This window comes from Marinomonas communis (assembly GCF_004363305.1).
In the GTDB taxonomy this organism is placed as follows: Bacteria; Pseudomonadota; Gammaproteobacteria; order Pseudomonadales; family Marinomonadaceae; genus Marinomonas; species Marinomonas communis.
In genome coordinates this window covers 197,150-222,052 of sequence record NZ_SNZA01000005.1, presented here as the reverse complement: position 1 = coordinate 222,052, position 24,903 = coordinate 197,150, and the positions used below count along the sequence as shown (strand labels likewise).

Genomic DNA, 24,903 nt, shown 5'->3' with positions numbered 1-24,903 from the left:
CAATATTGTCGAAATTGCCTACCCATAACAAAAGCTTGGCCCAGCATGGTAGGCTATCTTTTATTAAAAGGTCATTTAAATACAATCTTCCTTTCGGAGTCCCTATGCCCTCATCTTTGCATCGATGGTTTCCCTGGTTAGCTTTGGTTAATTCTTCAACCTTAAAAGCGGACTTTATTGCGGGAATTACCTGTGCATCGATGTCTATTCCACAAGGCATTGCCTTTGCCGCGATTGCGGGCCTACCTGCCGAATACGGTTTTTACAGCGCCATGGTTGCACCGATCATAGCGGTTTTATTTGGCTCATCTTGGCATATGGTATGTGGCCCAGCTACAGCCATTTCGGCACTGCTCTTTTCTTCCTTATCAGGCTTATATACACCCGGATCTGCAGAATTCATCCAAGCGGCATTAGCAATTACCTTTTTGGCAGGAGTGATACAGCTTGCCCTGGGGCTCGCCAAACTTGGAAACCTAACCAACTTTGTCTCCCACGCCGTTATGGTAGGCTTTATCACCGGTGCTGCTTTTCTAATTATGCTGAGCCAAGTTCAGCATGCATTAACAGCTAACTTGCCCAGACCTGAAAACTTACTAAGTTTTATCAATGCTCTGTTTCATGTGGGCTCACACGTAAATTTATACTCTTTATCGATATGCGCGGTCACGATCGCTGCCGCCATCATCATTCGTCAGATTTCCAGCAAACTCCCACACTACTTACTAGCTCTAATCGTCGGCAGTGTGTTTGGTTACGTGATGCAAGCGGGAAGTAATGGCGTGCCTTTGGTTGGAGAGCTGCACGAAGCCATTCCTCCGTTTGCATTAATCGAGCTATCCGGCGACACACTACGTGAGTTAGCACCTGGCGCTGTGGTATTGGCGCTTATCGGACTGCTAGAAGCGGCATCGATCTCAAAAGCTATCGCATTAAAAACCCAACAAGAAATCGATACGAACCGAGAGTTTGTTGGGCAAGGGATGTCCAATATGGTGGGTAGCTTATTTTCAAATTACATGAGTTCAGGCTCGTTTACCCGCAGTGGAATTAATGTCGAAGCCGGAGCTCGCACGCCCCTAGCGATTATTTTCTCCAGCATTATTTTGCTGTTGATTCTAAGCCTCATTGCTCCCTTATTCTCACACCTTCCTATCCCTGCCATGGCAGGCATTATTATTCTGGTCGGTTGGAGGCTAATCGAGTTTAAAGAGTTAATTCACTACGCCAAAACCAGTCGGGCTGAGTTGAGCATTGCTCTAGTTACGTTATTCAGCACCATTGGCATCAGCTTGGAGTTTGGCATTCTTGTAGGTGTTGGGTTAAGTTTGGCTCTGTTCTTAAACCAAACCGCAAAGCCTAATGTCAGGTTACTTGCTCCCATGACCACAGACGAAGGCCGTTATTTTCATAATATCGTGCACTTCAACCTAGATACCTGCCCTCAAATTCATTTTATCCGCTTAGATGGGCCGTTATATTTTGGCTCCGTTGACTATATGAACAAGCAATTTCAATTGCTGGAAAGCGACTATCCACACAAAGAGCATTGGATTATCTTGTGTCGAGGGTTGTCCGCCATTGATATGCAAGGAGCTCATTTTTTAAAGCAACTGGTTGATCAGAGAAAAGCGGCTGGTACTCAGGTACACCTTGTTGTTCGCTATTTATGGCAGCTCGAACGCTTAGAGCGATTTGGAGTGCTAGATAAAGTTGGCGCGCGCCACACCTACCCCGGCAAAGGTATTGCTATTAAACAGATTGAAAGAGATATGAATTTATCTCAGTGTGCTCAGTGTGAGCATTCTATTTTCTCCGAATGCTCAGAAAGAAAACAACGAGGTCAAAGACTATTGAGATCAAGCTAGAGCTATTAGCATACAAATGTTAATAGTTGCTCCTCATTATTTGCTGAGGTGATGAATAGTCAGGAAGAAAATATATCTATAGTATAACTAGACTCTCATTCAGTTTTTAAGGTTCTGCAATCTGTTGCAAAAGCGATTATGGTAAGCATCAAAGGTTTTCAGATACGACATAAGTTATTTCTAGTCTTTGTACTGAGTAACATTTTGCTAATTGTTTCTATGTGGCAAGTATTCCAGTGGAGCTTTGACCGCGGCTTTGTCACTTATGCTACAGAACGAGATCGCGATTTCTTGCAACAAATGGCAAACCGTACCGCTAACCTTTATATCTACTACGACGACTGGTATTTCTTGGTACAAGAAAGTCGTTTAGAAAAAGAGTGGCAGCAAGCGAAGCTCGAAAACATTCGCGACTTGATTCCGCCTCCAAGCACACCAAATTTAGACCTAATTTACCCATCTCAATATTACCGACAGCGTTTTTTGCTGTTCAGTAAGGACAAACAACCTCTTATTGGAGACATAAAGTTTGCCGATGCGGAAACCCATGCTGTCATGGTAGATGAGCAATTAGTCGGGTATGTCGGCTTACGTTCTATGCGTGCTTTGGTACAAGACCAAACACTGCGTTTTGTTCGCCAGCAAGGGGAAGCTTTCTTACTTATTTCGGCATTCATGTTGACCATTGCAGCCCTGTTGACTTGGCCCTTAGCACAATGGCTCAGCCGACCTATTTGCACTGTTCGCCAAGCCACCAAGCGATTATCTGCTGGTGAGTTCGAAACACGTATTAAAATTAAAGGCTCAGATGAGCTGGCAGACCTAGGCCGCGACTTCAACCATTTGGCATCAACGCTTGAGCACATGCGTGATGCCCGTAAAAAATGGGTAGCCGATACAGCTCATGAACTGCGTACTCCTGTTGCTATTTTGCGTGGAGAAATCGAGGCGATGCAGGATGGCATTATAAAGGTTTCCGATAACTCCCTAGCCTCTTTGCAGCAAGAAGCCGTTCATATCGCTCGATTGATCGACGACCTGAACCAATTGTCAATGCATGATATGGGCAGTTTGAGTTATTGCATGGAAGATGCAAGTTTAAATGATATCCTCGAACAGACCGTTAGCTCGATGCAACTACCATATGATGAAGCAGGTATTGAACTAGAGCTTGTCATTGCGAAAAAAGCACCCATTATGATCAATGGTGACGATGATAGACTTCATCAGCTGTTCGCAAACTTAATGAATAACACGCTTAAGTATACAAATGCCCCAGGTAAACTTACTGTCACATTAACCCGTGAAGGTAAAAAAGCGGTTGTATTGCTGGAAGATACACCTCCGGGGGTTTCTGACGAAGACATTAAACACATTTTCGAACAATTTTTCCGCGTGGAAAACTCACGCAATCGTGCAACAGGCGGGCGCGGCCTTGGCCTTGCCATCTGTACGAATATTGTCGATGGGCATCAAGGCTCTATAACCGCTTACCACTCGCCATACGGCGGGCTTGGGATACGAGTAGAATTTCCTTTAAATTGATATGGAATCGATAACCATGAGTAAAGTACTGATTGTTGAAGACGAACCAAAATTAGCCGAACTGATGGCTGCTTATCTTGAGCAAGCTGGCTATGAGCATCATCACATTGATCGTGGTGATCAAGTCATTGACTACCTTAAGAACAACCAAGCAGACTTGATGCTACTTGACCTAATGCTTCCTGGCCTAGATGGCGTGGAAGTATGTAAACAAGTTCGTCAGTTTAGCGGCATGCCAATCATCATGGTAACAGCGAAAGCAGAAGAAATTGACCGCCTAATTGGTCTGGAAATGGGTGCTGACGACTACGTTTGTAAGCCATTCAGTCCACGCGAAATTGTTGCTCGCGTCAAAGCGAACCTACGTCGTGTTGAGCTTGACCAAACTGAAGCACCAAAAACTGACGGCTTCGACTTAGATGCAGACCGCCTACGTGCAACATACAAAGGCGAGCTAATCGACCTAACCACAGTAGAATTCCAGCTACTACAACTTCTGATCAAGGAGCCAGGTCGTGTATTTGGCCGTGACTTGATCATGAAAAGTATTTACACAGATAGCCGTGTCGTAAGTGACCGAACGATTGATAGTCACATCAAAAAGCTACGTAAGAAAATCGCAGCTGTGGCACCTGAGCTTAACGTTATTCATTCTGTTTACGGTGCTGGCTACCGTTTCGAAAACAACGACTAAATAACGCGACAACTCAGTACACTCTTTAAAAATTAGGCAGGTTACATGGACGATTTCTTAGCAGTGGTGGAATTCTCTATTTCCATCACAGCCCCCATTTTTTTGGTGTTGATTGTCGGGGTCATACTAGAACGCATTGGTATGATCAACGACAACTTCGTTGAAGTGGCGTCAAAGCTTGTATTCAACGTCACCATGCCTGCCTTAATTTTTATTAGCATCACACAAAATAGCAAAGACCCTGGTGCACACCTACCACTACTGCTCTACTCCCTTGTAGCAACCGTTTTAGGTTATTTAGTACTAGAATGGGTCGTTGGAAAAACCGTTGCCAATAAAAGTGATCGAGGCATCGTTGTTCAAGGCGCTTTTCGCTCCAATATGGCGATTATTGGTCTAGCATACTGCCTCAACGCCTATGGTAATGATGCCCTAGCAATTGCCTCAATCTACATTGGCGGCGTCATGGTGCTGTACAACGTTCTTGCTGTGATTACGATCAACCGCTCTATGAACGCTCAAAAGAGCGTCACAGACTCGTTGAAAGCAATCGCCAAAAATCCACTCATCATCGCGATCGTTGTGGCCTTTGCCGCTTCACAAGTCAATTTGACGTTACCTGATGTCGTGACCCAAGCAGGCAACTACTTCGCCCGTATGACACTGCCATTGGCATTATTATGTGCTGGAGCGTCATTACGCTTTAATGCGTTGAAAAAAGACATTAGCCCAGCCATGATTTCGACTATTGGCAAACTGGTCTTTATGCCCTTCCTATTAACTCTTGGCGGGTATTTGTGGGGATTCAGAGGCATGGAGTTAGGGATTTTGTTTCTGCTCTCATCTTCGCCTTCGGCTTCTGCAGGATACATCATGGCAAGAGCAATGAATGGTAATGCTGTATTAGCGGCAAATATCATAGTACTAACGACTATTTTTTCCCTCTTAACCACCAGTCTTGGTGTCACATTACTGGGTGCAGTCGGTTTAATGTAAATTTTTTCATTTTTTAAATGAGAAGCACTTGCATTTAATTTCAATAGGCTTTTAAATAGTAATCATTCTCACGATGAACGGATGATTACTCATGATCTTACAGGCCAAAGACTTATTTGAAGAGACAGGTTGCGTAAATGCAATCTACGCTTCTTACCTTGCTGGCCAGCAGAAACTTTTAAAGCCTCTGCAGGATCTGCACTTCATCCAACAACAGTTACACGTTTTACAACCCGTTGTGATTCAAGAGCAAGTGAAGGCTGGTGTTTACATCACTTTTGATACAGCAACGATACACCACAAATTGCAAGAAGCATCGCCAGTACAGGTGTTACCTGTCTACGAAGATGCATTGGTTGACTGGGAAGTAACCCGCAAGACTTGTTTCAGCTGGACTCAAATCTATATCGGCTGGGATCAGCTTGCGGCCATTACTGGTGAAAAAGTGGAGCACGTACAAAACTTTTTTCAGCGCCACGTCAGTAATAAAACAGGCGCACCACTCAACCTGACTTTGACTCAAGCTCTGGCCAATGATTTTAATCAGTTGATTCACCGCCAAGGTAAGCAACTGGTGCTAGTCGGCAAGCTATATGATGTTGTGCTACAAACGGTCGAGCACATTCAGATCCAGCACCATATTAGCCAATGTGATGATTGCCAAAAGAAACTGTTTACAGCGCAAAATCAGATTGAAGCAAACCATTATTTATCAAGCGAAGAAATGGCCAAATCTATCGGCTTAACTCAAACCGCTTTAGAAATCGGTTTCACTGCGATCACTGGAATGACAGTTGGCGAGTATCAAATTGAAGTCGCTTTCCGTAAAGCCATGGCACAACCTCATTCAGGGTTGTCGTTAGCAAATCGACTCACTGCTGACACTGGCTGGACAAAACAAGATATCGAAAAAGCCTGCCTTAAAAGATTTGGTGTCATGAGCCATCAACTAGGCAGTATGCAGTAATTTTGAGGAAACTATGAGCAACACAAATACTATTGGTCTTTTCTACGGTACAGACACATCAAATACCGAAATGGTGGGCCAAAAGATTCAACAACAGTTTGCTGAGCTTGATCAAGCTGTTGAGTTACACGACATCAAAGACTCTGATGTAAGTACGCTACTTGAATACGATTTTTTGATTCTAGGCATTCCGACTTGGGACTTTGGTGGCATCCAAAGTGACTGGGAAGAAGTGGGTGATGCCCTGTCAGAATTAGACCTTAGCGGCAAAGTGATTGCGCTTTACGGGTTAGGTGATCAATTCGGATACGGTGACTATTTCGTGGACGCTATGGGATGGCTACATGAAAAACTGGTGAATACAGGCGCAACCTTTATCGGACAATGGTCGACAGAAGGTTACGATTTTGAGGCTTCTCGCGGAGCAAACGCTGACAAAACTGAATTTGTAGGCTTAGCTGTCGATGAAGACCAACAATTTGACCTAACTGATCAAAGGGTAGAACAGTGGGTCATTCAACTTTATGCAGAGCAGGCACTGGCAGCCGCCTAAGGTTAGATAGACTGGCTCACAACTTTACACACGACTCGTTTGGCTTCCACTCATTCGCTGCCCCGAATGACCAAATCAGTGTAAATAGTGATTAACCGAAGGTTAAATTTCTGCATAAAACGCGCTTCCCCTTTCTCTCTCCTGCTTTTGGGGAAGCGTGTTTTCTTTTTTTCTTAACTTTTGTAAGCTTTCTATAAAATCAACGTGATCTTATAGCATGTACCTATCCCTTCTAGATGTTTTTCTAATTTTTCTTTTCATAGTTTTTATCGCAGTTATTTGGCAGCACTTCAAAGTTCGAGAACATACTTTACGATGCGTAAAGAGACAGTGTGATCAGCTGGGTGTTCAACTTCTTGATGGCGCCATACAAGGCTCTTACTGGTGCCCTACTTTTCAGAAAGGACAATTTAAAGTAGTTCGCTGCTACCGCTTTTACTTCACTTCAACTGGTAGTGGTCGTTATCGAGGCGAAATTAAAATGCGTGGCATGCAGCAAATCAGCATTCATTTCGACCCTCATCCCATGTGAATTGTATTATTTTTATACAAAGCTTTAAAAAACATCGCATAAACCCGCTTTTATGCTATTTACAAAACTTACATAAGGCTAAATACTCTAAGTACAACAATCATACTAAAGTATTAAAAATAACTATAAATACAATATAACCGTAGGTGGACATAATGCTGGCAAATTTTAGTTTTAGAGCCAAACTCTCAATTTTACTCGCCTGTGGCTTGCTCGGCTTCGTGGTGGTCACTTTTGTGGCATTAAGTGGAATGAATGCGCAAACCGAAGCGTCCGAACGTTTCGAAGTGATGACAAAAGTTCAAAATGACCTATCTTCATTGGTCATCGCAAACATGTCCCTTTACCAACAACTTGATCGCTTAGATGACACAAGCTACGCTTCTTTTCTAGAAACATTAAACAGTAATGAAGAACGTTACTCAGCCATCATTGAGCAAGATGCTCAAGCTGTTCAAGAAGCAGAGGCTGTCACAGCACTCACCACCATTGGTGAGTTGTTAAAGCAATACGCCAGCACCCTGACCGAACTCGTCAATTTAAATCAGGCTTTAGGCTTTAATGCCAACTCTGGTATGAAAGGCGAAATTAACGTTTTAGGTGAAGACGTTATCGAGAAGGTCTCATTCTTAAGCCTAGTTAAACAAGAGTTCCTCCCCGTTCGTGAGGCAGAGAAGAACTTTATGTTTGAGCCTACCGATGAAAACAAACAGATCTTTGAAGACCGATACAATAAGTTTTACCAACGTGTTGTTAACTTTGGTTTGGAAGAGCGATTTGGTGACGTGGTCAAAGCGTACTACGCCAAAGTACAAGATTACGGTCAAGTGGTTGGAAATCTTAGTAGTCTTCAGGACACATTTGATCAACTTCGAGAGCAGTACAACAATGCTACCAATCAGGCTCAAGAGCTTCTTAAACAAGCGGTAGTGGATGCCAGAGCCCAAGCAGCCTCCCAATCACAACAAGCCAGCATCAGCGTTATCGTTGTTAGTATTATCGTTGCTGTTATCGCAGGTTTATTGATGATGGGTATAGGCCGAAGTGTTAATAAAACCCTTAACCAAATCATACGCGACCTAGGTAAAGTCAAAGGTGGTGATCTGACGGCTCGTCTCGCAATCAACCACAAACGTAATGACGAATTCGACTCCCTTTGTGGCTCCGTTAATGAAATGACCACAGGGCTAAGCTCAGTCATAGGTGATGTTGTTCATACAACGGGGGATGTTAGCGACATGGTCAGCAAGCTTAATAGCGCGGTAGGAAATATTGCTGATAGTAACCGTTCCGTAAGCGAACAGACCAATTCTTTAGCCGCTGCAACGGAGCAGATTTCGACCACTATTAGTAGTATTTCACATACTACGGATGAATTAAGCCAACAATCTAAAAACACTTATGAATCAGCCAAGCTTGGCTCTGAAACGATTAAAGGCGCATTATCAAACCTTGGGCAAACCATCGAAGTGGTAAATCAAACTGGGCGACAGCTCAATGAACTTGGCCAATTGTCTAAAGACATCGACAACGTCATCGCGATGATCAATGATCTGGCCAATCAAACCAACTTACTTGCCCTGAACGCTGCAATTGAAGCGGCGCGTGCCGGTGAAGCGGGTCGAGGTTTCTCGGTTGTAGCGGATGAAGTTCGCTCACTTGCAGAAAAGACAGTTGATGCGACAGCGAAAATCACAGATATCGTTGGTACGATTCAAACATCAACACAGACCGCCATCACCACAATGACCAGTGGTCAGGAAAACCTTCGCTCCATTGAAGAGTTTAGTGAAAAGGCTGAATTGGCAATTCGTGAAATTGAGCAGAACGCTCAAACCAGCTCGGTTTCATCTGCGAACATGGCGCACTCTATTCAAGAAGTTGCCAAAACAGCTGTACACATGAGTGAAGAGATGGACCGTATCGCACAACAATTGCAACGCGACAGCTCTGACATTGGTAGCATCGAAGGCAACACGCGTCATATTCATGACCAAGTATCAGCCCTTGAGAAGAAAACCAGCGTTTTCACTACTAAATAAATTTTCAAACGCAATAAAAAAAACCGGCTAAGTGCATACTTAGCCGGTTTTTTTGGGAACTAAACGCTTAGCGAATTAAAGCTCAGCGAACTCTTTTTCCCAACGTTTAGTTTCTTTCTTAGATGGGCCACCTACTGCGTTCACAGCATGACGTAGACGAGCACGAGTCATATCAGGACCAAGAATAGTCATGGAATCAAACACTGATACAGACGCTGTTGTGCCCGCTACCGCAACAAATAATGGCGCGAAGAAATCTTTTGGCTTCACTTCCATTGCTTGCGCAAGAGACTTCATCTCAGCGAAGATTTTGTCTTTCTCCCAAGAACGCAACGCTTCAAGCTTCCACAGAGCAAACTGTAATGCTTTGCGCAGTGTTTCTTCTTCCATCTTGATGTCAGCAAACGACTCTGCTGTTACATCCAATTGACCTTTGAAGAAGAAGCCAGCAACATCTGCTACATCAGAGAATGTATCGATACGTGGAATGATCAATGGCAAAATAGCGTTCACGTATTCGCTGTTCAAACCCCACTTAGCAAACTTCTGAGCAAAGTCTGCAACCGATAGATCTTCACGAATCCAAACGCCGTTCAGCCATTTAAGCTTCTCAACATCAAATACAGGACCACCCAATGAAACACGCTGGATATCGAAGTTCTCGATCATTTCAGACAAGGCGAACTTTTCACGCTCATCAGGCATTGACCAACCCATACGACCTAGATAGTTGATGACCGCTTCTGGCAAAAAGCCCATACGCTGGTAGTACAGAATCGATGTTGGGTTCTTACGCTTAGACAGTTTAGATTTGTCTGGGTTACGCAACAATGGCATGTGGCACAATGTCGGCATTTCCCAACCAAAGTATTGGTACAACAAAATGTGCTTAGGCGCAGAGTTGATCCACTCTTCACCACGAATGACGTGGGTGATTTTCATTAGATGATCATCAACAACGTTTGCTAGGTGATAAGTTGGCAGACCATCTGCTTTTAGAAGTACTTGCTGGTCAATCTGAGCCCAATCGATTTCGATCGTGCCACGCAGCATATCTTGAACCACACAAGTGCCTTCTTCAGGCACTTTCATACGGATAACGTATGGTACGCCAGCGTCAAGTTTTGCTTGAACTTCTTCCGCAGTAAGGTTCAGAGCACGGCCGTCGTATTTCTGTGGTAAGCCTTGTTCTTTTTGCTCAGCACGCATTTGATCTAGTTCTTCTGGCGTTTCAAACGCGTAGAATGCGTGACCTTTTTCAACAAGCTCTAGGGCATAATCTTTGTAGATGTGGCCGCGTTCACTTTGACGGTAAGGGCCGTGTGGACCACCGACATCTGGACCTTCCGCCCAATCCAAGCCTAACCAACGCAGCGCATCAAGGATCATTTTCTCCGATTCAGGGGTACTGCGTGTTTGGTCAGTATCTTCGATACGTAAAATAAATTCACCGCCCATTTTCTTAGCAAAAGCCATGTTAAACAGTGCGATGTATGCAGTACCAACGTGAGGGTCGCCAGTTGGAGATGGCGCAATACGAGTTCTTACCTCAGACATATCCTATCTCATTAATCGGGTGAATAATGCTGCGTATTATATGCCTGTTACGAGTGATCGGTAAGGGCTATTCAAGATCTTTTCCGTGTTAGCTTGCAATCAATATGAATATTCAAGGTTGCACCACTATCTCACAGTGGCTTGCTCCAACTTAGAGCACTTCATCATGATATCGAAGCTGACTTTGAGCTGTTTCGGTTAAACACCCTTCATTACTCGTTGTTATAAATCACTTTTTCTATGAGGTGCTTGCTCACTATTTATGGCCTAAAAGTTGCTAATTAATTAGAAAAATCTAATAACAAAAAATCATTGCCATAGAGTAGAAGGAAACAAAGGATGCTATTCACCCCAGGAGAACTTTTGATCTCAAGCCTTTCCTATTATGGAAAAGTCATCGTATTTTTGTGCCTAGGTAGTCTTACCTTTTTAATGGTTCACAATGTGTTTAACTTGGTCTTCTCCCATTGGTATGCAAGCCTTGGGATCACACTATTAGCGTATTTAGGTTTAGCTCAGTCGTATCTCACCAAGAACCGACTGAAAGATGTGCTCAATCCACAACACCTTTCCAACAGGGTCACTCTTTCCAGAAGTGATAATGAATTTAATACCATTGCAGATCATATCAATACGCTGACTCGCACCCTCACCAGCAAAGAAGAACTGTTGAAAAGCTGTGCCATGGAGGCTTCATTCACAGCAAAGGAGCTACTGAAGTCATCCAATGAAGTGGCCGAGGGTGCCATGCGCGAATCACAGGCGTTAGATCAACTTGCAAGCACCAGTGAAGAAATGAGCACGACTATCAACGATGTATCAATGAGATTAGACACGACCACAGGCATGGCATCGCAAACGCTATCTCGATCCCAACAAGGCGCCACAGCTTTGAAAGACTTAGCCGATAAAATTGATTCGATGAATCACACCGTCAGTGTAAACCAGACTCAAATTGAAACCCTCAGTGTCGCAGCTCAAAATATTGCCGAGTTTGTCACGCGAATCGGCGACATTACCGAACAAATAAATCTACTCTCGCTCAATGCAGCCATTGAATCCGCACGAGCTGGTGAGGCAGGTAGAGGCTTTGCCGTGGTAGCGAACGAGGTCAGAACCCTAGCCGCTAATACTGAAACCGTCACCAATGATATTGCTCAACTGGTTAAATCCATGACTGAGCAGGTAGACTCTTCCAACCGCAATAGCGGTAGCCTAATCTCGCAAGCTCAACAAGCCACTAGTTCATTAACTCAAGTTCAAGACCTACTGGCTGACATTCGATTAGCCGCCGAAAAAACGCAGTCAGACATGCAGCTTTCTCAGACAACGATCCACGACTTCCAAGCGGCCAATGATGATTTATGTCGCCGCTTACAAGACATTGCACAAGTCAGCGACAAACAGACTCAAAACAGTCAAAGCACCAAAGATATGGTTCGATATTTAGAGTGGCTAGCAACGCGACTAGCACCACAGGAGGTGTAATATGGTCATCATTTTCAGCACGATATTTTTGTGTTTTTTTCTATCAGGCTTGGCAACTTTACGTTACTACTACAGCCTTAAACATAGCCGTGAAATGACCTTAAAAGGCATTGATGCTCTGCGGCAGCTACTGGAAATCATCAAGTTAATCCAGCAACACCGTGCACTGCACTCAGGGGTATTAAATGGCAATCAAGACTTTAAGTCTAAGTTACAGCTGATTGAGTCTGATTTGACACATCGCTTTACCACGCTTGAGCAATTCCAGCTAAACAGTAGCAACCCTTTTGAAGTGGGCATTAAAGCCCTAAAAGCGCGCTGGCAGAATCTATTAAATCAAACGCATCACTCCGCCGAAGAAAGCTTCCGAGCACATTCCGGTATGATAGGCAGAGCTCTGGACGGCCTGTGGGAAATCGCCGACAAATACGGCCTGACAACCAATGCTGACCCAGACGTAAGAATTCTAGCCACGCAGATGGTCAAAACGGTACCTGAACTGACGGAATCACTCGCGCAAATCCGAGGTCTGTCTGTTCAAGTCGCGAGCCGCCATGAAATCAGCTCGGACAAGAAATTGCAGCTTATGTACACATTGACACGCATTGAAGAGAGGTTGTCATCATTGCAACAACACTTCCCTTCTAGTGGATTATCTAAACTACAAGATTTCTTGTCTGTCGTGCGCTCAGGTACCGAGGATGCAAGTTTAAGGGAACAAGATCCTGAGTACCTTTTCAAAGAGTCTACACAAGTGATTGACCAGTTATACGACTGCATTCTAAATGGCTTTAAGACCATCAATACTAAAGTGAATGGCTAGCGTCTCTTAACGCCAACTGAGACAAGCGGATGCCAATTTCAACATCACACTTAAGCGTCACTAAAGAGCGGGCAAATTGGCAATGTGCTAATTGCCCGTCTAGTAGTTTCTGAAATTTGGCGGGATACTCAGATAGACTCGCAAAAACATCTTCTAAACTTTGTTTATCCGACAAAATATCCACTGACGATTTGGGACCAATGCCCTTTACACCAGGAATATGATTGGTGGTGTCACCAACCAAGGCCCAATAATCAGGTAACAATTCTGGCTTCACACCGTATTTTTCCTCTACCCACTCCCGGTCATAACCTTGCTTGGCAAAATAGTCATATTGCAGAATATGCGGAAATTTCAATAGCTGGGTGTAGCCCTTATCCGTTGACACAATCATCGAGGGGATCTCTTTAAGACTGGCTTTATAAGCCAGAGTCGCTACCAAATCATCTGCTTCCCAGCCCGTTAATCGAAGACAAGGCCAACCATTAAAGCGAAACACCTGCGCAAATGCTGGCATCGCCTCTAGTAAAGTATCCTCCATGGGTGGACGGCCGAGTTTATATTCTGGAAACACCTCATGACGCCAAGTTTTACTGGGAGAATCAAACACCACCGCCATATAAGCAGGTGAAAACTGTGTCACCAGCTTTGACAAGGCATCAATACAAAGGCTTTGGGTTCTTTCAATTCGCCGATTAGAGTCCTGCTCACTCTCTAACGCCGCATGTAAGCGTCTTATCAAGTTTAAGCCATCAATGAGTAAAAGCCCTTTTTGCACACTAACCTTCCACTTTGTGTCCTATATATCTTTGCGTATTCTACGTTATTCTCGTTTAGAAAGGAGCAATCCCATGCTCTCTATCGCCCATTTCAACAGAGGAAGGCCAATGGACACGAAAACCATGTTAAGCAATGCAACGGTTACAGGCTTACTGCTGACATCTGTCACTGCGTTTGCTGCCCCTGATGCCATCGTCATCGATCAACATGGCAGCCAAGTAACCGAAAACTTGGTAAAAGGCGCATCACTGAGCTTCACTCCAGTGGAAGGTAGTATTTTGCCTATCGGCAAAAATTATTCGCCATTCCAACTACCCGACTTTTTCAATAGCACTCGCAAAAGTTGGAGCGATCATCTTGGACAACCCGTTAGAGTTGAGCATAAAAATCGAGAGCTATCCCTCGAGGGGACACTTGAGGCTGTGAATGACCAATACTTCACTTTAAGTGTTAAGCGCGTATCGGCTAACTATCCGATTAATGACTTTTACTTGGTACCGAAGTTAGCTGCATCCAATAGTCGTACATCGCTTAACTATCAAGGTATTCTCACTTATCAAACTGCTGACATCCGCTGGCAGCCAGAATTATCAATGATCATTGACGACCAAGAAGTGACGCTTATCCAGCAAGCTAGTATCCAAAACAATGCTTCTTTGGACATCGCTCTTGATAGTGCCCTGCTGCACTACAGCCAACGCAATTCGCTTGTACGCCCCATGATGATGAAAAGCGCTGTAGCTGGGGATATGATGGCGGAACGCAGTGCTCCGAGCACCGATTACCAAGACAGTGAGATTACCCTTGAACTGACTGACCTAACCCTGCCAGCAGCCTCACAGACCCTAGTAGATTTAGGCAAACATTCTAGCCGAATTACGCAGCGCAGTAATGTATCGTCGGTTTATAGCTACTCCTCAGCGTCTAAACTTCCTTTGAACTTCCAGCAACAAATACGCTTTGATAGTCCAAAAGATCTAATGCCTGGCACATACCAAACCCTCTGGCACAAGAAGCCTTACTACCTCAGTGGGCAACCGGTCGCTTTAAAAAATATGCGTGAAGGTGCGGAAGTTGAAGTCATGCTTAACAAAAGCTTGGATTTAACAGGTGATCTAACGCTGATTACCGAGTCCAAAGGCGCTAAAGGGATCACGCAAACTTGGGAGCTGTCTTTGAAAAACCTATCGAAACGCCCTCAGGACTATCAAATCAATCATCGCATGTCGGCGCCAATTCGAGAGTTATCTTTGCGCTCGTTGGAGCAAATCAACGCCAACAGTGTCGCACTGCATGGATCGATTGCCCCCAATTCCACTTACCAAATACGCTACACTGTCGAGTTAGCACCTACTGACTCTTAATCTCAATATAGCAATGAAATGAGGACTTTCTTGCAGAGTCCTCATGGCTATATTGCATTATTTACACAATAGGCTCGAACGATTTTGCTTATGGGTATGATATTGTCAGTAGTCATACAAGATATAACAAAAAACGCAGTATTCACTGTCAGTACCGTCAGGTAATATAAATTTATTTCATATCGAGGCAAGAAAGGAACCTATGAAAAAGCACATTATCGCATCGTTTATTGCGGCAACGGTGGCACTACCTACAGTGCATGCAGAGAGCCTGAGTGAAGTTTACAATTTAGCCAAAGCCCACGATCCAAGTTTGCGCGCAGCGAATGCGTCATACCGAGCAGACAAAGAGCAGGTAGAAGTGACCCGCGGTAACCTTTACCCAAACATCAGCTTTAGTGGCAACCTAGGTTACACTGACACCAACCCTGATAATGCTGACTCCTACAGTAATACTCAAAACCAACTAGCTCTAAATCTTGACTACCCTATCTATTCGCCAGCACTTGATTATGGTGTTGATGCGGTAGAAATCACCTTCGCCAGCGCTGGGGTTGAATTAGAGCAGGCCAAAGAACAACTGATCTTTAATACTCTGAATGACTACTTTGCTGTGCTGACAGCACAAGCGACACTAGACACTACCCGTTCTCAGGTGAAAAGCTATGCTGGCCAGTTGGACCGAGTGAAGAAGCAATACGAAGTCGGTCTTGTCTCTGTAACAGACCTGCAAGATGCTCAGGCTGCTTATGATTCGATTCTTGTGACAGAACTAGAAGCGGAGTCTGATCTGACCATTGCACTAGAGTCTTTATATCAGCGTACAGGTCAAAGTATCGAAGACATTCCACGTCTGTCTGATTCCTTCCCGATCGAGGTGGATCCAAACCTTAATGCGGATGCTCTAATCAAACGCGCTATGACGTCGAATAAGAGTATCCAAGTTCTGGATCTTTCTGTTGAGTCTGCGCAAAACAACATAGACATCCAAAAAGCCAGTGGCCGTGTTCCAACTGTATCCATCACAGGCTCACTTGCTCGTACGGATAACAACTATTCAACCGAGACGTCTTCAAGACAAGATGGTGTGACAAACACTGCGTCCATTGGCTTAGGCGTTGCTATTCCACTATACAGTGGTGGTGCCATCAGTGCTTCCGTACGCCAGGCTGTAGCCAGTGCAGAGTCTGTTTTCGAATCCCGCGCTAGCTCGATTCAAGACATCGAATTAAGCATCCGTAGCGCCGTGTTGCAACTTAAAACCCTGGCAGCACAAGTGAAAGCACAACAGCAAGTGATTCGCTCTTCAGAGAGTGCATTAGAAGCGACACAAGCTGGCTATGACGTGGGAACTCGTAATATCGTTGAACTGTTGGACGCTCAGTCCACATACTTCGATGCCAAGAATACATACGAACAACTTCGTTACAGCTTCGTTTTACAGCAAATCACTTTAGACCAGCTGACTGGCGATCTTAGTGAAGAAGATATTGCTGAGCTGAACCAATGGCTGATTTAATGCTGTTTAGCATTTGAGATAAAAAAAACAGCGCATCATGCGCTGTTTTTTTTGCTCTAAGAACGGCCTAGTTTAGTTAACTTATTTAAGCAGTAATCAAATGCTCTCGCTCAGTAAACGCCACTAGAATCTTGTATAAATTGAAGGCATCCACACTGCCAGCCAATTCACGGATCGAATGCATACCGAAAGTTGGCAAGCCAATATCCAATGTAGCCACACCAATCTCCCCTGACGTAATCGGGCCGATGGTACTGCCACAGGCCATATCGCTACGCACTACGAAGGTCTGTGCCGGAAGCCCCAAACTGTTAGCAATGTCCTTATAAACTGCTGCGGTTTCACTGTTGGTAGCGTATCGTTGATTATTGTTCACCTTAATGACCGCACCTTGGTTGATCAAAGGCGCATGCAGTTGATCGTGTTTTGCCGCGTAGTTAGGGTGCAAAGCGTGGGCATTATCTGCTGAGATCAGCATAGAATGCTGTACCGTCTGAGTGTATTGCTCAGGTACAGGCGTTAATCGACGCAATACATCTTCTAAGAATGGGCCATTTGCGCCACAAGAAGATTGACTACCCACCTCCTCATGGTCAGTACAAATCAGCAACGTTGGGCGAGATGCATCTGCATTCAATAGAGCCTGCATACCAACATAGCAGCTAAGCAAATTATCCAGGCGTGCAGCGCTGATATAGTCCCCATGCAAACCGGTAATCGCCGCTTTTTGTACATCATAGAGGCTCAACTCAAAGCTCAATACAGATTCCACTGTCACATCACTATTCTGACGAATAATTTGCTCTTTCAGCAGCGCTTCCAGTTCAAAGGTATGTTCTGCGCCACAAAGCACTGGCAAGATTTCTTCTTGCGGATTGACCTTAAAGCCTTCGGTATTGACGCCACGGCTCAAATGAATAGCTAAATTGGGCACTAAGGCAATCGGGTCTTTAAAGTCAATCAAGCGGCTCTTAAGCTCTCCTGACTCTGTCTTAAACGTCACACGTCCCGCAATAGAAAGATCACGATCAAGCCAAGTGTGAAGCAGCACACCGCCGTACACTTCCACTCCTAGCTGGTGGTAACCAAAACGTTCTACGTGAGCGTTAGGCTTTAGTTTCAAACATGGACTGTCAGTATGGGCGCCAATCATACGGAAACCTTGATGAGCAAAATCCAAGGTAGGTGTAGTAAAGGCAATGATTGAGGAGTCATTGCGGGTAACAAAATACTTGCCGCCTTCACTGATCACCCACTCTTGCTGTTCATCAAGCTGCTCATAGCCTTCGGCCAGCAGATCTCGCTTCATTGTCGCTACGGCATGAAACGGTGTTGGGGAATCATCAAGAAATGACAACAAAGATTGATTAAAACTGGCTTGATTCATATTTTCCTGCTAAGTCAATGATATAAAAAACGACTTTTTCGTCACTGGACTGGTCTTGTCGATACGAGTCTAATATGATTTTAGTAATCACAGACTAATTAGTTTAAGGGAACCAATCGCGGATGATCTACAAACGCCTGTTGTTAAGTTTACTTCCTAGTATCGCGTTAGCCAGCGGTTCCGTTTCGGCGTATGAAAAACTCGAACCACCTCATGACTATGATCGCGTTGCCCAAGAAATCGTGTCAACGCTAGAGAACGTCCACTATAACAAAACTCTGATCGACGATGAAATCTCAGAACAAGCGTTCGACAATTACTTAGACGCCTTAGATCCGTCACGAAGCTTCTTGCTGCAAGAGGACATCGATCGTTTATCGAAATACCGTGATGCTTTTGATGATGCATTACGCAATGGCAATTCTCAGGTTGCTTACGATATCTACAACGTTTACCTAGAACGTGCTGAAACGCGTCTTGAAAAAGTCTTGGCCGAGATCCCTAACATGGTCAAAGGCTTTGATTACAGCGTCGATGAAAGCCTGAATATTGATCCAGACAAGCTGGCCTGGGCCACAAACCAGGAACAACTGGATGACTACTGGCGCAAACGAATCAAAAACCGCGCTTTAACCCTTAAATTAAATGGCGAAGAGCAACAAGAAATCATCGAAGCCATTGAGCGTCGCTATAAAAGTCAGCTAAAGCAAATTGATCAAACCAATGCGACAGATGTATTCCAGAGTTTTGCTAACTCAGTGACCGCTGTATTGGACCCGCATACAACGTATTTCGCACCGCGAGCATCAGAAGCGTTTAACATCAACATGAGCCTCTCCCTAGAAGGGATCGGCGCTGTCTTACAAATGGAAGACGACTACACTAAAGTCGTTCGACTGATTCCTGGCGGCCCAGCTGAAGCGCAAAATGAATTAGCACCGAACGACCGCATCATCGCTGTTGGCCAAGAAGGCAAGCCTATGATTGATGTAGTCGGAATGCGCCTTGACGACGTGGTGGATATGATCCGAGGCGAGCGTGGTACAAATGTCATCCTTGAAATCATTCCTGCGAACAGCAATTCGCAAAACAGTAAGAAAATCACCATTACCCGTGAAAAAGTTAAGTTAGAAGATCAATCCGCTCAAAAGAAAATTGTCGAGGTTGAGCGCGGAGGTAAAACCTTTAAAGTTGGCGTCATCGAACTACCAACGTTTTACTCTGACTTTGCTGCCATTCAACGAGGTGATCGTGACTACAAAAGCTCAACACGTGATACCAAGAAGCTGATCGAAGAGTTACAAGAAGAAGGCATCACAGCCTTGATTCTAGACCTACGCAACAATGGCGGTGGCTCATTACAAGAAGCCAACTCTCTAACCGGTTTGTTCATTCCAGCAGGCCCTGTGGTTCAAATCCGTGACGCATCAGGCCGTGTTAGCATTCTTGGGGATCAAGATCGTGACGTTGCCTACAGCGGCCCGATGGCGGTGATGGTCAACCGTATGAGCGCTTCTGCTTCAGAAATCGTTGCTGGTGCACTGAAAGATTACGGCCGTGCGATCATTGTAGGCGATCAAACGTTTGGTAAAGGTACTGTTCAGGTGCTCCAAGAACTGGACAAAGGACAGCTGAAAATTACCCAAGCGAAGTTTTATCGCGTATCTGGCGAGAGTACCCAACACAAAGGGGTGATGCCTGACATCAACTTCCCTTCCCTCATCAATACCGATGACGTTGGTGAAAGCGCGTTAGACAACCCATTGCCATGGGATAAGATTCACGACACTCGCTACCCTGTGTACTGGAATTTTGATGAGTACATTGCCGATCTGACACAGCTTCACAGTGATCGAATCAAGCAAGACGCTAACTTTGTTGCTTTGGAAGAACAGATTGATTATGTCAAACAGCAGTCTGAACACTTCAAGTCTATTTCTCTCAATGAAAAGACCCGTGAGCAACAACGTGAAGAAAGTGAGCAAAGTGAGTTGAAGCGCGAAAATAAACGTCGCCAAGCCTTAGACTTACCAACACTTGATAATGTGGACGATATTGAAGCACCTGAAGAGGATGTCTACGCCCACGAAGCGGCTGAGGTGATCTTAGACTTCATCAGCTTATATCAGCAAAATCACTAGCCTTAACTGGGGAAGCTGGCCTGCTAGGTCAGCCTGCCCCACCTAAAATAAGCTCAATCACAACACCTTTTAAGACAAATGCTAGCATTCCAAGGCCCAAACCGCCGATAATAACGAATGTGCCCAATTTTCCGGCGTTTGACTTACGAGCAAGGTCCCACATGATGAACAACATAAACATGCAAAAGCCGCTGATTAATACGGTCACCATGATGGACTCAAATTCTTCTATTTCCATTTCAACCTACTGATAAAATCGATTCTATTACGTTATGGCTAAAGCTTCTTCTGACCGCAATACCATTGACCTATTTGGCAAGGTGCGCGGCCGCCCCCGTACTCATCCTTTACCTCGCAAAGACCAACTTAAAGCGAATAAACGCGCGCAACGCGAGAAAGAAAAATCATTAGGGATGAAACGAGTTGAATTAGTCGTGGATGAGGATACCGTAAAAAAGCTCGACATGCTGTGTGACATGTCAGGGATTAAGCGAGCTGATTGGCTCACTATGCAAGTCGCCCTTGCCTTCAATAAATCTAAAATGACAACAAAAGATACCTAGCATGGCGAAACTTTATTATTACTACTCCGCAATGAATGCTGGTAAATCCACCACCTTGTTGCAGTCTGCTTACAACTACCAAGAACGTGGCATGAACACGCTTCTGCTCACAGCAGCACTGGATGATCGCTATGATCAAGGGCAAATCACCTCACGCATTGGCATTGCCGCAGAGGCTGAGCTGTTTCAAGCTGAAACCGAGCTGTTTTCTCTCATCGAGCGAAATCATCAAGTAGACAAAGTGGGCTGTGTGCTGGTAGATGAAGCCCAGTTCCTTACCAAGGAACAAGTGTATCAACTATCGGACGTGGTCGATCGTCTCAACATCCCCGTCTTAGCCTTTGGTATACGCACGGATTTCCAAGGCGAACTATTTCCCGGCAGTAAAGCCCTACTGGCTTGGTCGGACGCCTTAATTGAATTAAAAACCATCTGTCATTGTGGTAGCAAAGCAACCATGGTCATTCGAGTGGATGCACATGGTCAGGCAATTAAAGAAGGTACACAAATCGAAATTGGTGGTAACGATCGCTATATTTCCGTATGCCGTAAACATTTTAAAGAAGCGATGAAGGACTGATTTATGTGGTTTAAGAATTTACAGATTTTCCAACTCAAGGATACGGAAAACTTCAGCAGTACCGACCTCGTCACCAAACTTCCAGATCATCCTCTGCGTGAGTGTGGCTCCCAGGACGAATTCACCTTCGGCTGGCTCCCCTTGATCCGTAATAGCGAACAATGGTCGATCTCCAGCGATCTGTGCATGCTCGTTCGCGCAGGAAAGGAGGAAAAAGTACTTCCTACTGCCGTCGTGCGCGAAGAACTTGAAGCAAAAGTTGCCGAGATTGAGCTCGTAGAAGGCCGTAAAGTGGGTCGTAAAGAGAAAGCCGACCTCAAAGAAGAATTGGTGTTTTCCCTGCGTCCAAAGGCGTTTGCAAAACGTTCTGATATCTGGGCGTACATTGATCTAAAAGCCAAATTATTAGTTTTAAACAGCACCAATGCAGGCATGACAGAGCAATTGTTCAAGCTGCTACAAACCACCCTTGGCAGCTTCCCAATGGTGCCTTTGCAAGCCACTGTCTCGCCTTCTTCCATTATGACAGATTGGCTAGTCAAGAATGACGTTCCTGCGAGCCTTGAAACCGGTGACGAAGTTGAAATCCAAGATGCTTCCGAGGATCGTGCAAAGATTCGCTTCAAATCCCTAGAACCACTTTCCGAGGACGTAACGCGACACCTTGAACAAGGTATGAGTGTTAAAAACTTAGCACTGCGCTGGACCGATAAAATGTCCTTTGTACTCAATGACGACCTAACACTGAAGAAAGTGAAATTTGATGACACCCTAAAAGACAACGCCTTTAATGACTCTCAAGGTGGTGCTTTATCGGATATGGACGCCAATTTTGCTTTGATGTCTTTGACCGTACGAGACTTTTTCGAGTCCTATAAAGTATGGTTTGAAATTCAAGACGAGGACTAGTTTTCCACAGATTGGGTGGATAACACTGGGGAGAACGGCGGCTATATCAGAGTATACCTGAAGCCTGCCGTTCCATGTTTTTTTTAAGCGGTATTTATCGCTGCATAAATAGGATTTTAGGTCGCTGATTCATGTCAAAAATGCAACAAGAAAAGCAAATAGCTCAACGAGTTACCCTTGTCGGAGCGTTTTGGGATGCCGTTCTGGGTATCGCCAAAATTATTGCAGGCTGGCTATCTCAATCTCAAGCCCTTGTCGCTGATGGTATTCACTCCTTATCCGACTTGGTCACCGACTTATTCGTCTTGATCGCCGCTAACAACGCACGCCAAGCCCCCGATAAAAATCACCCATACGGCCACTTACGCTTTGAAACCTTGACCACGGTTATCCTAGGTGTCGTACTTATTGTCGTGGCCACGGGAATCGTCTTTGAAGCTTTCAATGCCGAGCTTTCCCCAACGGTAACTTGGTACGGTTTGGCGGCCGTGGTGTTAACCATCGTCGTTAAAGAAGCGATTTTTCACTACACCCACCGCGCTGGCAAAAAGATCGGCAGTAAATTATTAATCGCTAACGCTTGGCACAGTCGTAGTGATGCGCTGTCTTCTGTTGCCGTACTAGCAGGTTTAGCGGGGGTGTATTTCGGCTATGACTGGGCCGATAAAGCAGCATCGGTCATTGTCGGTATCTTAATTGGCAAAATTGCCGTGGAAATGATTTGGGATAACGTAAAAGAGTTGGTGGATACCGCTCCCGATCCTAAGACCATTGAGCAAATTCGTGACACAGCAGCCAGCCTAAAAAATGTTATGGCCCCTCACGATATTCGTGCGCGTTCTATGGCAGGCAAGATCTTCCTCGACATGCATATCCATGTCCCTGCTCATGCAACTGTCAGTGAAGGACACTATTTGAGTGATCTGGTGGTGTACACTATTAAGAAAGCTCACCCTCAGGTACAAGATGTCATGGTGCATGTGGATACTGATGACCATATCCAATCGGATACGCTAAATCACGAATCCACTGGACGCCCGCCAGCGCTTCAACTGCCAGCACGTGACCAGGTTCTTGCCGATCTTGGTTTCATGCTACGTAGTCATCGAGAGTATATCGACATAGACCGCACTCAGCTTCATTACCTGGATAAGACTCTGAACATTTACCTGATTGGTAACGCGACCAAAGCGCCTAGCCAAGATCTCACCAAACTGACGAACAGCGTCTTATTTGACCTTCAGAAGGTTCCTTATGGTAAAGATCATAAGGTGCTCTGGCAGTTCGACTAAACCTCGTCCTGATCGTCTTCGGGGAGCGTTAACTGTTTATTAGTTTTCGCTCCCATCATGCGCAAACGCTCTGCACGACTCATCAGATTACCGCGACCGATAGACAGTTTTTTCATCGCTTGATCATGGCTGCGTGAGAGCGTGTCTATTTTGGCGCCGATATCGTCCATATCCTGCACAAATCCAGCGAACTTGTCGTACATCGCCCCTGCTTGCCTTGCGATCTCCAAGGCATTTTGACTCTGTTTCTCATTACGCCAGATGTTCTGTACGGTGCGCAGTGTTGCCAGCAAGTTAGAAGGGCCTGTGATAATAATGTTGTGCTCAAACGCCTCTGAGAACAGACCGTTCTCTGCTTGTAGAGCTAAACCATAAGCCGCTTCGATTGGTATAAACATAATCACGAAATCCAGCGATGTAATGCCTTTTAAGTCGTGATAATTCTTAGCACTCAGTTCTTTCATATGACGGCGAATGGCGTCGAGGTGCTGTCTAAGTGCTTGCTGGCGAGTAATATCATCTTCAGCTTCCACATAAGCAAGATAACTCACCAAGACCATTTTAGAGTCAATGATGATTTGCTTGTTTTCAGGCAAGTGCACAATGACATCTGGCTGATAGCGTTTTCCATCTTCGGTATTGAGTGATACTTGAACCTCGTATTCTCGCCCTTTTTCTAGGCCTGATCGCTCTAAGATTCGCTCAAGAATGACTTCTCCCCAGCCACCTTGAACCTTGTTTTGTCCCTTTAACGCTTCCGTTAAGCTCATCGCATCATCGCTGATGCGCTGATTTAACAACTGAAGGTTTTTGATTTCTTTGACCAACGAAAAGCGCTCGCGGGCCTCTTGATCGTAGCTTTGTTCAACACGTTGCTGAAATTCATGAATTTTCTGACCTAGCGGCGACAAGATTGCACTGAGCTGTTTTTCATTTTCAGTGGCCAAACGAGCCCCTTGCTGCTGAATAATCTCTTGTACCAGCTGTTTAAATTGCACTTCATTTTGGCGCTTCTGTTGTTCAAAAAAGTGTTCTTTTTGTTGCCAAATTTCTTGAGCGGCGGCAAATTGCTGCTCTAAGGTCAGCGCTTCTTTTTCTAACTGATGAATTTCTTGTTGTGCACGTTCTAGCCGTTGCTGCATTTGCGTCAATTCCTGCACAGAATTTTCATGCTCAGCCTGCCACTTGCGCTGGATTCTCTGTACAATAACGCCCGCGATGGTAGTCGTGATGGCCACACCGACCACACAAGCTAACGCCATCCACACAGATTGCTGCATCCAGTCTGTCATTTATTTAACCC

22 protein-coding genes are annotated in these 24,903 nt (G+C 44.9%); 17 read left to right on the top strand and 5 right to left on the bottom strand.

The annotated features are described in order from the left end of the window. Window positions 1-104: 104 nt before the first annotated feature. The 8 genes from C8D85_RS14680 (at window position 105) to C8D85_RS14645 (ending at window position 9,197) form a co-directional block, all read left to right on the top strand. Window positions 105-1,868 (top strand): SulP family inorganic anion transporter, encoded by a 1,764-nt coding sequence (locus tag C8D85_RS14680; RefSeq protein ID WP_133564086.1) that lies wholly within the window; start codon window positions 105-107, stop codon window positions 1,866-1,868. Window positions 1,869-2,006: 138 nt separating this feature from the next. Beyond that, on the top strand, window positions 2,007-3,413 hold the full coding sequence (locus tag C8D85_RS14675) for an ATP-binding protein (RefSeq protein ID WP_133564084.1): 1,407 nt from the start codon (window positions 2,007-2,009) through the stop codon (window positions 3,411-3,413). 16 nt (window positions 3,414-3,429) lie between these two features. Further along, complete coding sequence (locus tag C8D85_RS14670) at window positions 3,430-4,107, top strand: response regulator (protein WP_055461375.1); 678 nt, start codon at window positions 3,430-3,432, stop codon at window positions 4,105-4,107. A 45-nt stretch (window positions 4,108-4,152) separates the two neighbouring features. Further along, window positions 4,153-5,103 carry an AEC family transporter gene (locus tag C8D85_RS14665; RefSeq protein ID WP_133564082.1) on the top strand — a complete coding sequence of 317 codons (951 nt, stop codon included), beginning with the start codon at window positions 4,153-4,155 and terminating at the stop codon, window positions 5,101-5,103. Between the two features lie 91 nt (window positions 5,104-5,194). Beyond that, window positions 5,195-6,070, top strand: coding sequence for a hypothetical protein (locus C8D85_RS14660; RefSeq protein WP_133564080.1), 876 nt, complete (start codon window positions 5,195-5,197; stop codon window positions 6,068-6,070). Between the two features lie 13 nt (window positions 6,071-6,083). Then, the gene (gene fldB / locus C8D85_RS14655) at window positions 6,084-6,623 is read left to right on the top strand and encodes a flavodoxin FldB (protein ID WP_133564078.1); all 540 of its coding nucleotides are present in this window, start codon (window positions 6,084-6,086) and stop codon (window positions 6,621-6,623) included. A 217-nt stretch (window positions 6,624-6,840) separates the two neighbouring features. Then, window positions 6,841-7,155 carry a DUF3301 domain-containing protein gene (locus C8D85_RS18295; RefSeq protein ID WP_133564075.1) on the top strand — a complete coding sequence of 105 codons (315 nt, stop codon included), beginning with the start codon at window positions 6,841-6,843 and terminating at the stop codon, window positions 7,153-7,155. 155 nt (window positions 7,156-7,310) lie between these two features. Continuing rightward, window positions 7,311-9,197 carry a methyl-accepting chemotaxis protein gene (locus C8D85_RS14645; protein ID WP_133564073.1) on the top strand — a complete coding sequence of 629 codons (1,887 nt, stop codon included), beginning with the start codon at window positions 7,311-7,313 and terminating at the stop codon, window positions 9,195-9,197. Between the two features lie 75 nt (window positions 9,198-9,272). On the opposite strand, the gene gltX is transcribed toward C8D85_RS14645, so the two are convergent. Further along, window positions 9,273-10,754, bottom strand: coding sequence for a glutamate--tRNA ligase (gene gltX / locus C8D85_RS14640; RefSeq protein WP_133564071.1), 1,482 nt, complete (start codon window positions 10,752-10,754; stop codon window positions 9,273-9,275). A 444-nt stretch (window positions 10,755-11,198) separates the two neighbouring features. On the opposite strand from gltX, the gene C8D85_RS14635 reads away from it, so the two are divergent. Both C8D85_RS14635 and C8D85_RS14630 read left to right on the top strand, forming a co-directional pair. Continuing rightward, the gene (locus C8D85_RS14635) at window positions 11,199-12,242 is read left to right on the top strand and encodes a methyl-accepting chemotaxis protein (RefSeq protein ID WP_211342207.1); all 1,044 of its coding nucleotides are present in this window, start codon (window positions 11,199-11,201) and stop codon (window positions 12,240-12,242) included. Between the two features lies 1 nt (window position 12,243). Continuing rightward, the gene (locus tag C8D85_RS14630) at window positions 12,244-13,065 is read left to right on the top strand and encodes a nitrate- and nitrite sensing domain-containing protein (RefSeq protein ID WP_133564067.1); all 822 of its coding nucleotides are present in this window, start codon (window positions 12,244-12,246) and stop codon (window positions 13,063-13,065) included. On the opposite strand, the gene xni is transcribed toward C8D85_RS14630, so the two are convergent. After that, window positions 13,049-13,843: a flap endonuclease Xni gene (gene xni / locus C8D85_RS14625; protein ID WP_133564065.1), complete on the bottom strand. Its 795-nt coding sequence runs from the start codon at window positions 13,841-13,843 to the stop codon at window positions 13,049-13,051. The genes C8D85_RS14630 and xni overlap by 17 nt on opposite strands. Window positions 13,844-13,952: 109 nt before the next feature. Between xni and C8D85_RS14620 the strand changes: the two genes are divergently transcribed. Then, window positions 13,953-15,209, top strand: coding sequence for a hypothetical protein (locus tag C8D85_RS14620; RefSeq protein WP_133564063.1), 1,257 nt, complete (start codon window positions 13,953-13,955; stop codon window positions 15,207-15,209). 202 nt (window positions 15,210-15,411) lie between these two features. Continuing rightward, complete coding sequence (locus C8D85_RS14615; protein ID WP_133564061.1) at window positions 15,412-16,728, top strand: TolC family outer membrane protein; 1,317 nt, start codon at window positions 15,412-15,414, stop codon at window positions 16,726-16,728. 85 nt (window positions 16,729-16,813) lie between these two features. Here the strand turns inward: C8D85_RS14615 and C8D85_RS14610 are convergent, their stop codons facing one another. After that, a complete protein-coding gene (locus tag C8D85_RS14610) occupies window positions 16,814-18,115 on the bottom strand; it encodes a M18 family aminopeptidase (RefSeq protein WP_133564059.1) in 1,302 nt (433 codons plus the stop codon). 122 nt (window positions 18,116-18,237) lie between these two features. Here C8D85_RS14610 and C8D85_RS14605 point away from each other — a divergent pair, with 122 nt between their 5' ends. Then, entirely contained in the window at window positions 18,238-20,256 is a 2,019-nt protein-coding gene (locus C8D85_RS14605; RefSeq protein WP_133564056.1) for a carboxy terminal-processing peptidase, read from the top strand. 28 nt (window positions 20,257-20,284) lie between these two features. On the opposite strand, the gene C8D85_RS14600 is transcribed toward C8D85_RS14605, so the two are convergent. Then, window positions 20,285-20,494, bottom strand: a complete 210-nt coding sequence (locus tag C8D85_RS14600) for a DUF2788 domain-containing protein (protein WP_133564053.1) — start codon at window positions 20,492-20,494, stop codon at window positions 20,285-20,287. Between the two features lie 34 nt (window positions 20,495-20,528). On the opposite strand from C8D85_RS14600, the gene ybfE reads away from it, so the two are divergent. From ybfE to C8D85_RS14580, 4 genes are all read left to right on the top strand, one after another. Then, complete coding sequence (ybfE, locus tag C8D85_RS14595; protein WP_133564051.1) at window positions 20,529-20,819, top strand: LexA regulated protein; 291 nt, start codon at window positions 20,529-20,531, stop codon at window positions 20,817-20,819. 1 nt (window position 20,820) lies between these two features. Then, window positions 20,821-21,399, top strand: a complete 579-nt coding sequence (locus C8D85_RS14590) for a thymidine kinase (protein ID WP_133564048.1) — start codon at window positions 20,821-20,823, stop codon at window positions 21,397-21,399. A gap of 3 nt (window positions 21,400-21,402) precedes the next feature. Continuing rightward, complete coding sequence (locus tag C8D85_RS14585) at window positions 21,403-22,308, top strand: recombination-associated protein RdgC (protein ID WP_133564046.1); 906 nt, start codon at window positions 21,403-21,405, stop codon at window positions 22,306-22,308. 131 nt (window positions 22,309-22,439) lie between these two features. Further along, window positions 22,440-23,600, top strand: coding sequence for a cation diffusion facilitator family transporter (locus C8D85_RS14580; protein ID WP_133564043.1), 1,161 nt, complete (start codon window positions 22,440-22,442; stop codon window positions 23,598-23,600). On the opposite strand, the gene C8D85_RS14575 is transcribed toward C8D85_RS14580, so the two are convergent. Then, window positions 23,597-24,892 carry a DNA recombination protein RmuC gene (locus tag C8D85_RS14575; protein WP_133564032.1) on the bottom strand — a complete coding sequence of 432 codons (1,296 nt, stop codon included), beginning with the start codon at window positions 24,890-24,892 and terminating at the stop codon, window positions 23,597-23,599. The two genes, C8D85_RS14580 and C8D85_RS14575, sit on opposite strands and share 4 nt — an antisense overlap. Window positions 24,893-24,903: the final 11 nt, after the last annotated feature.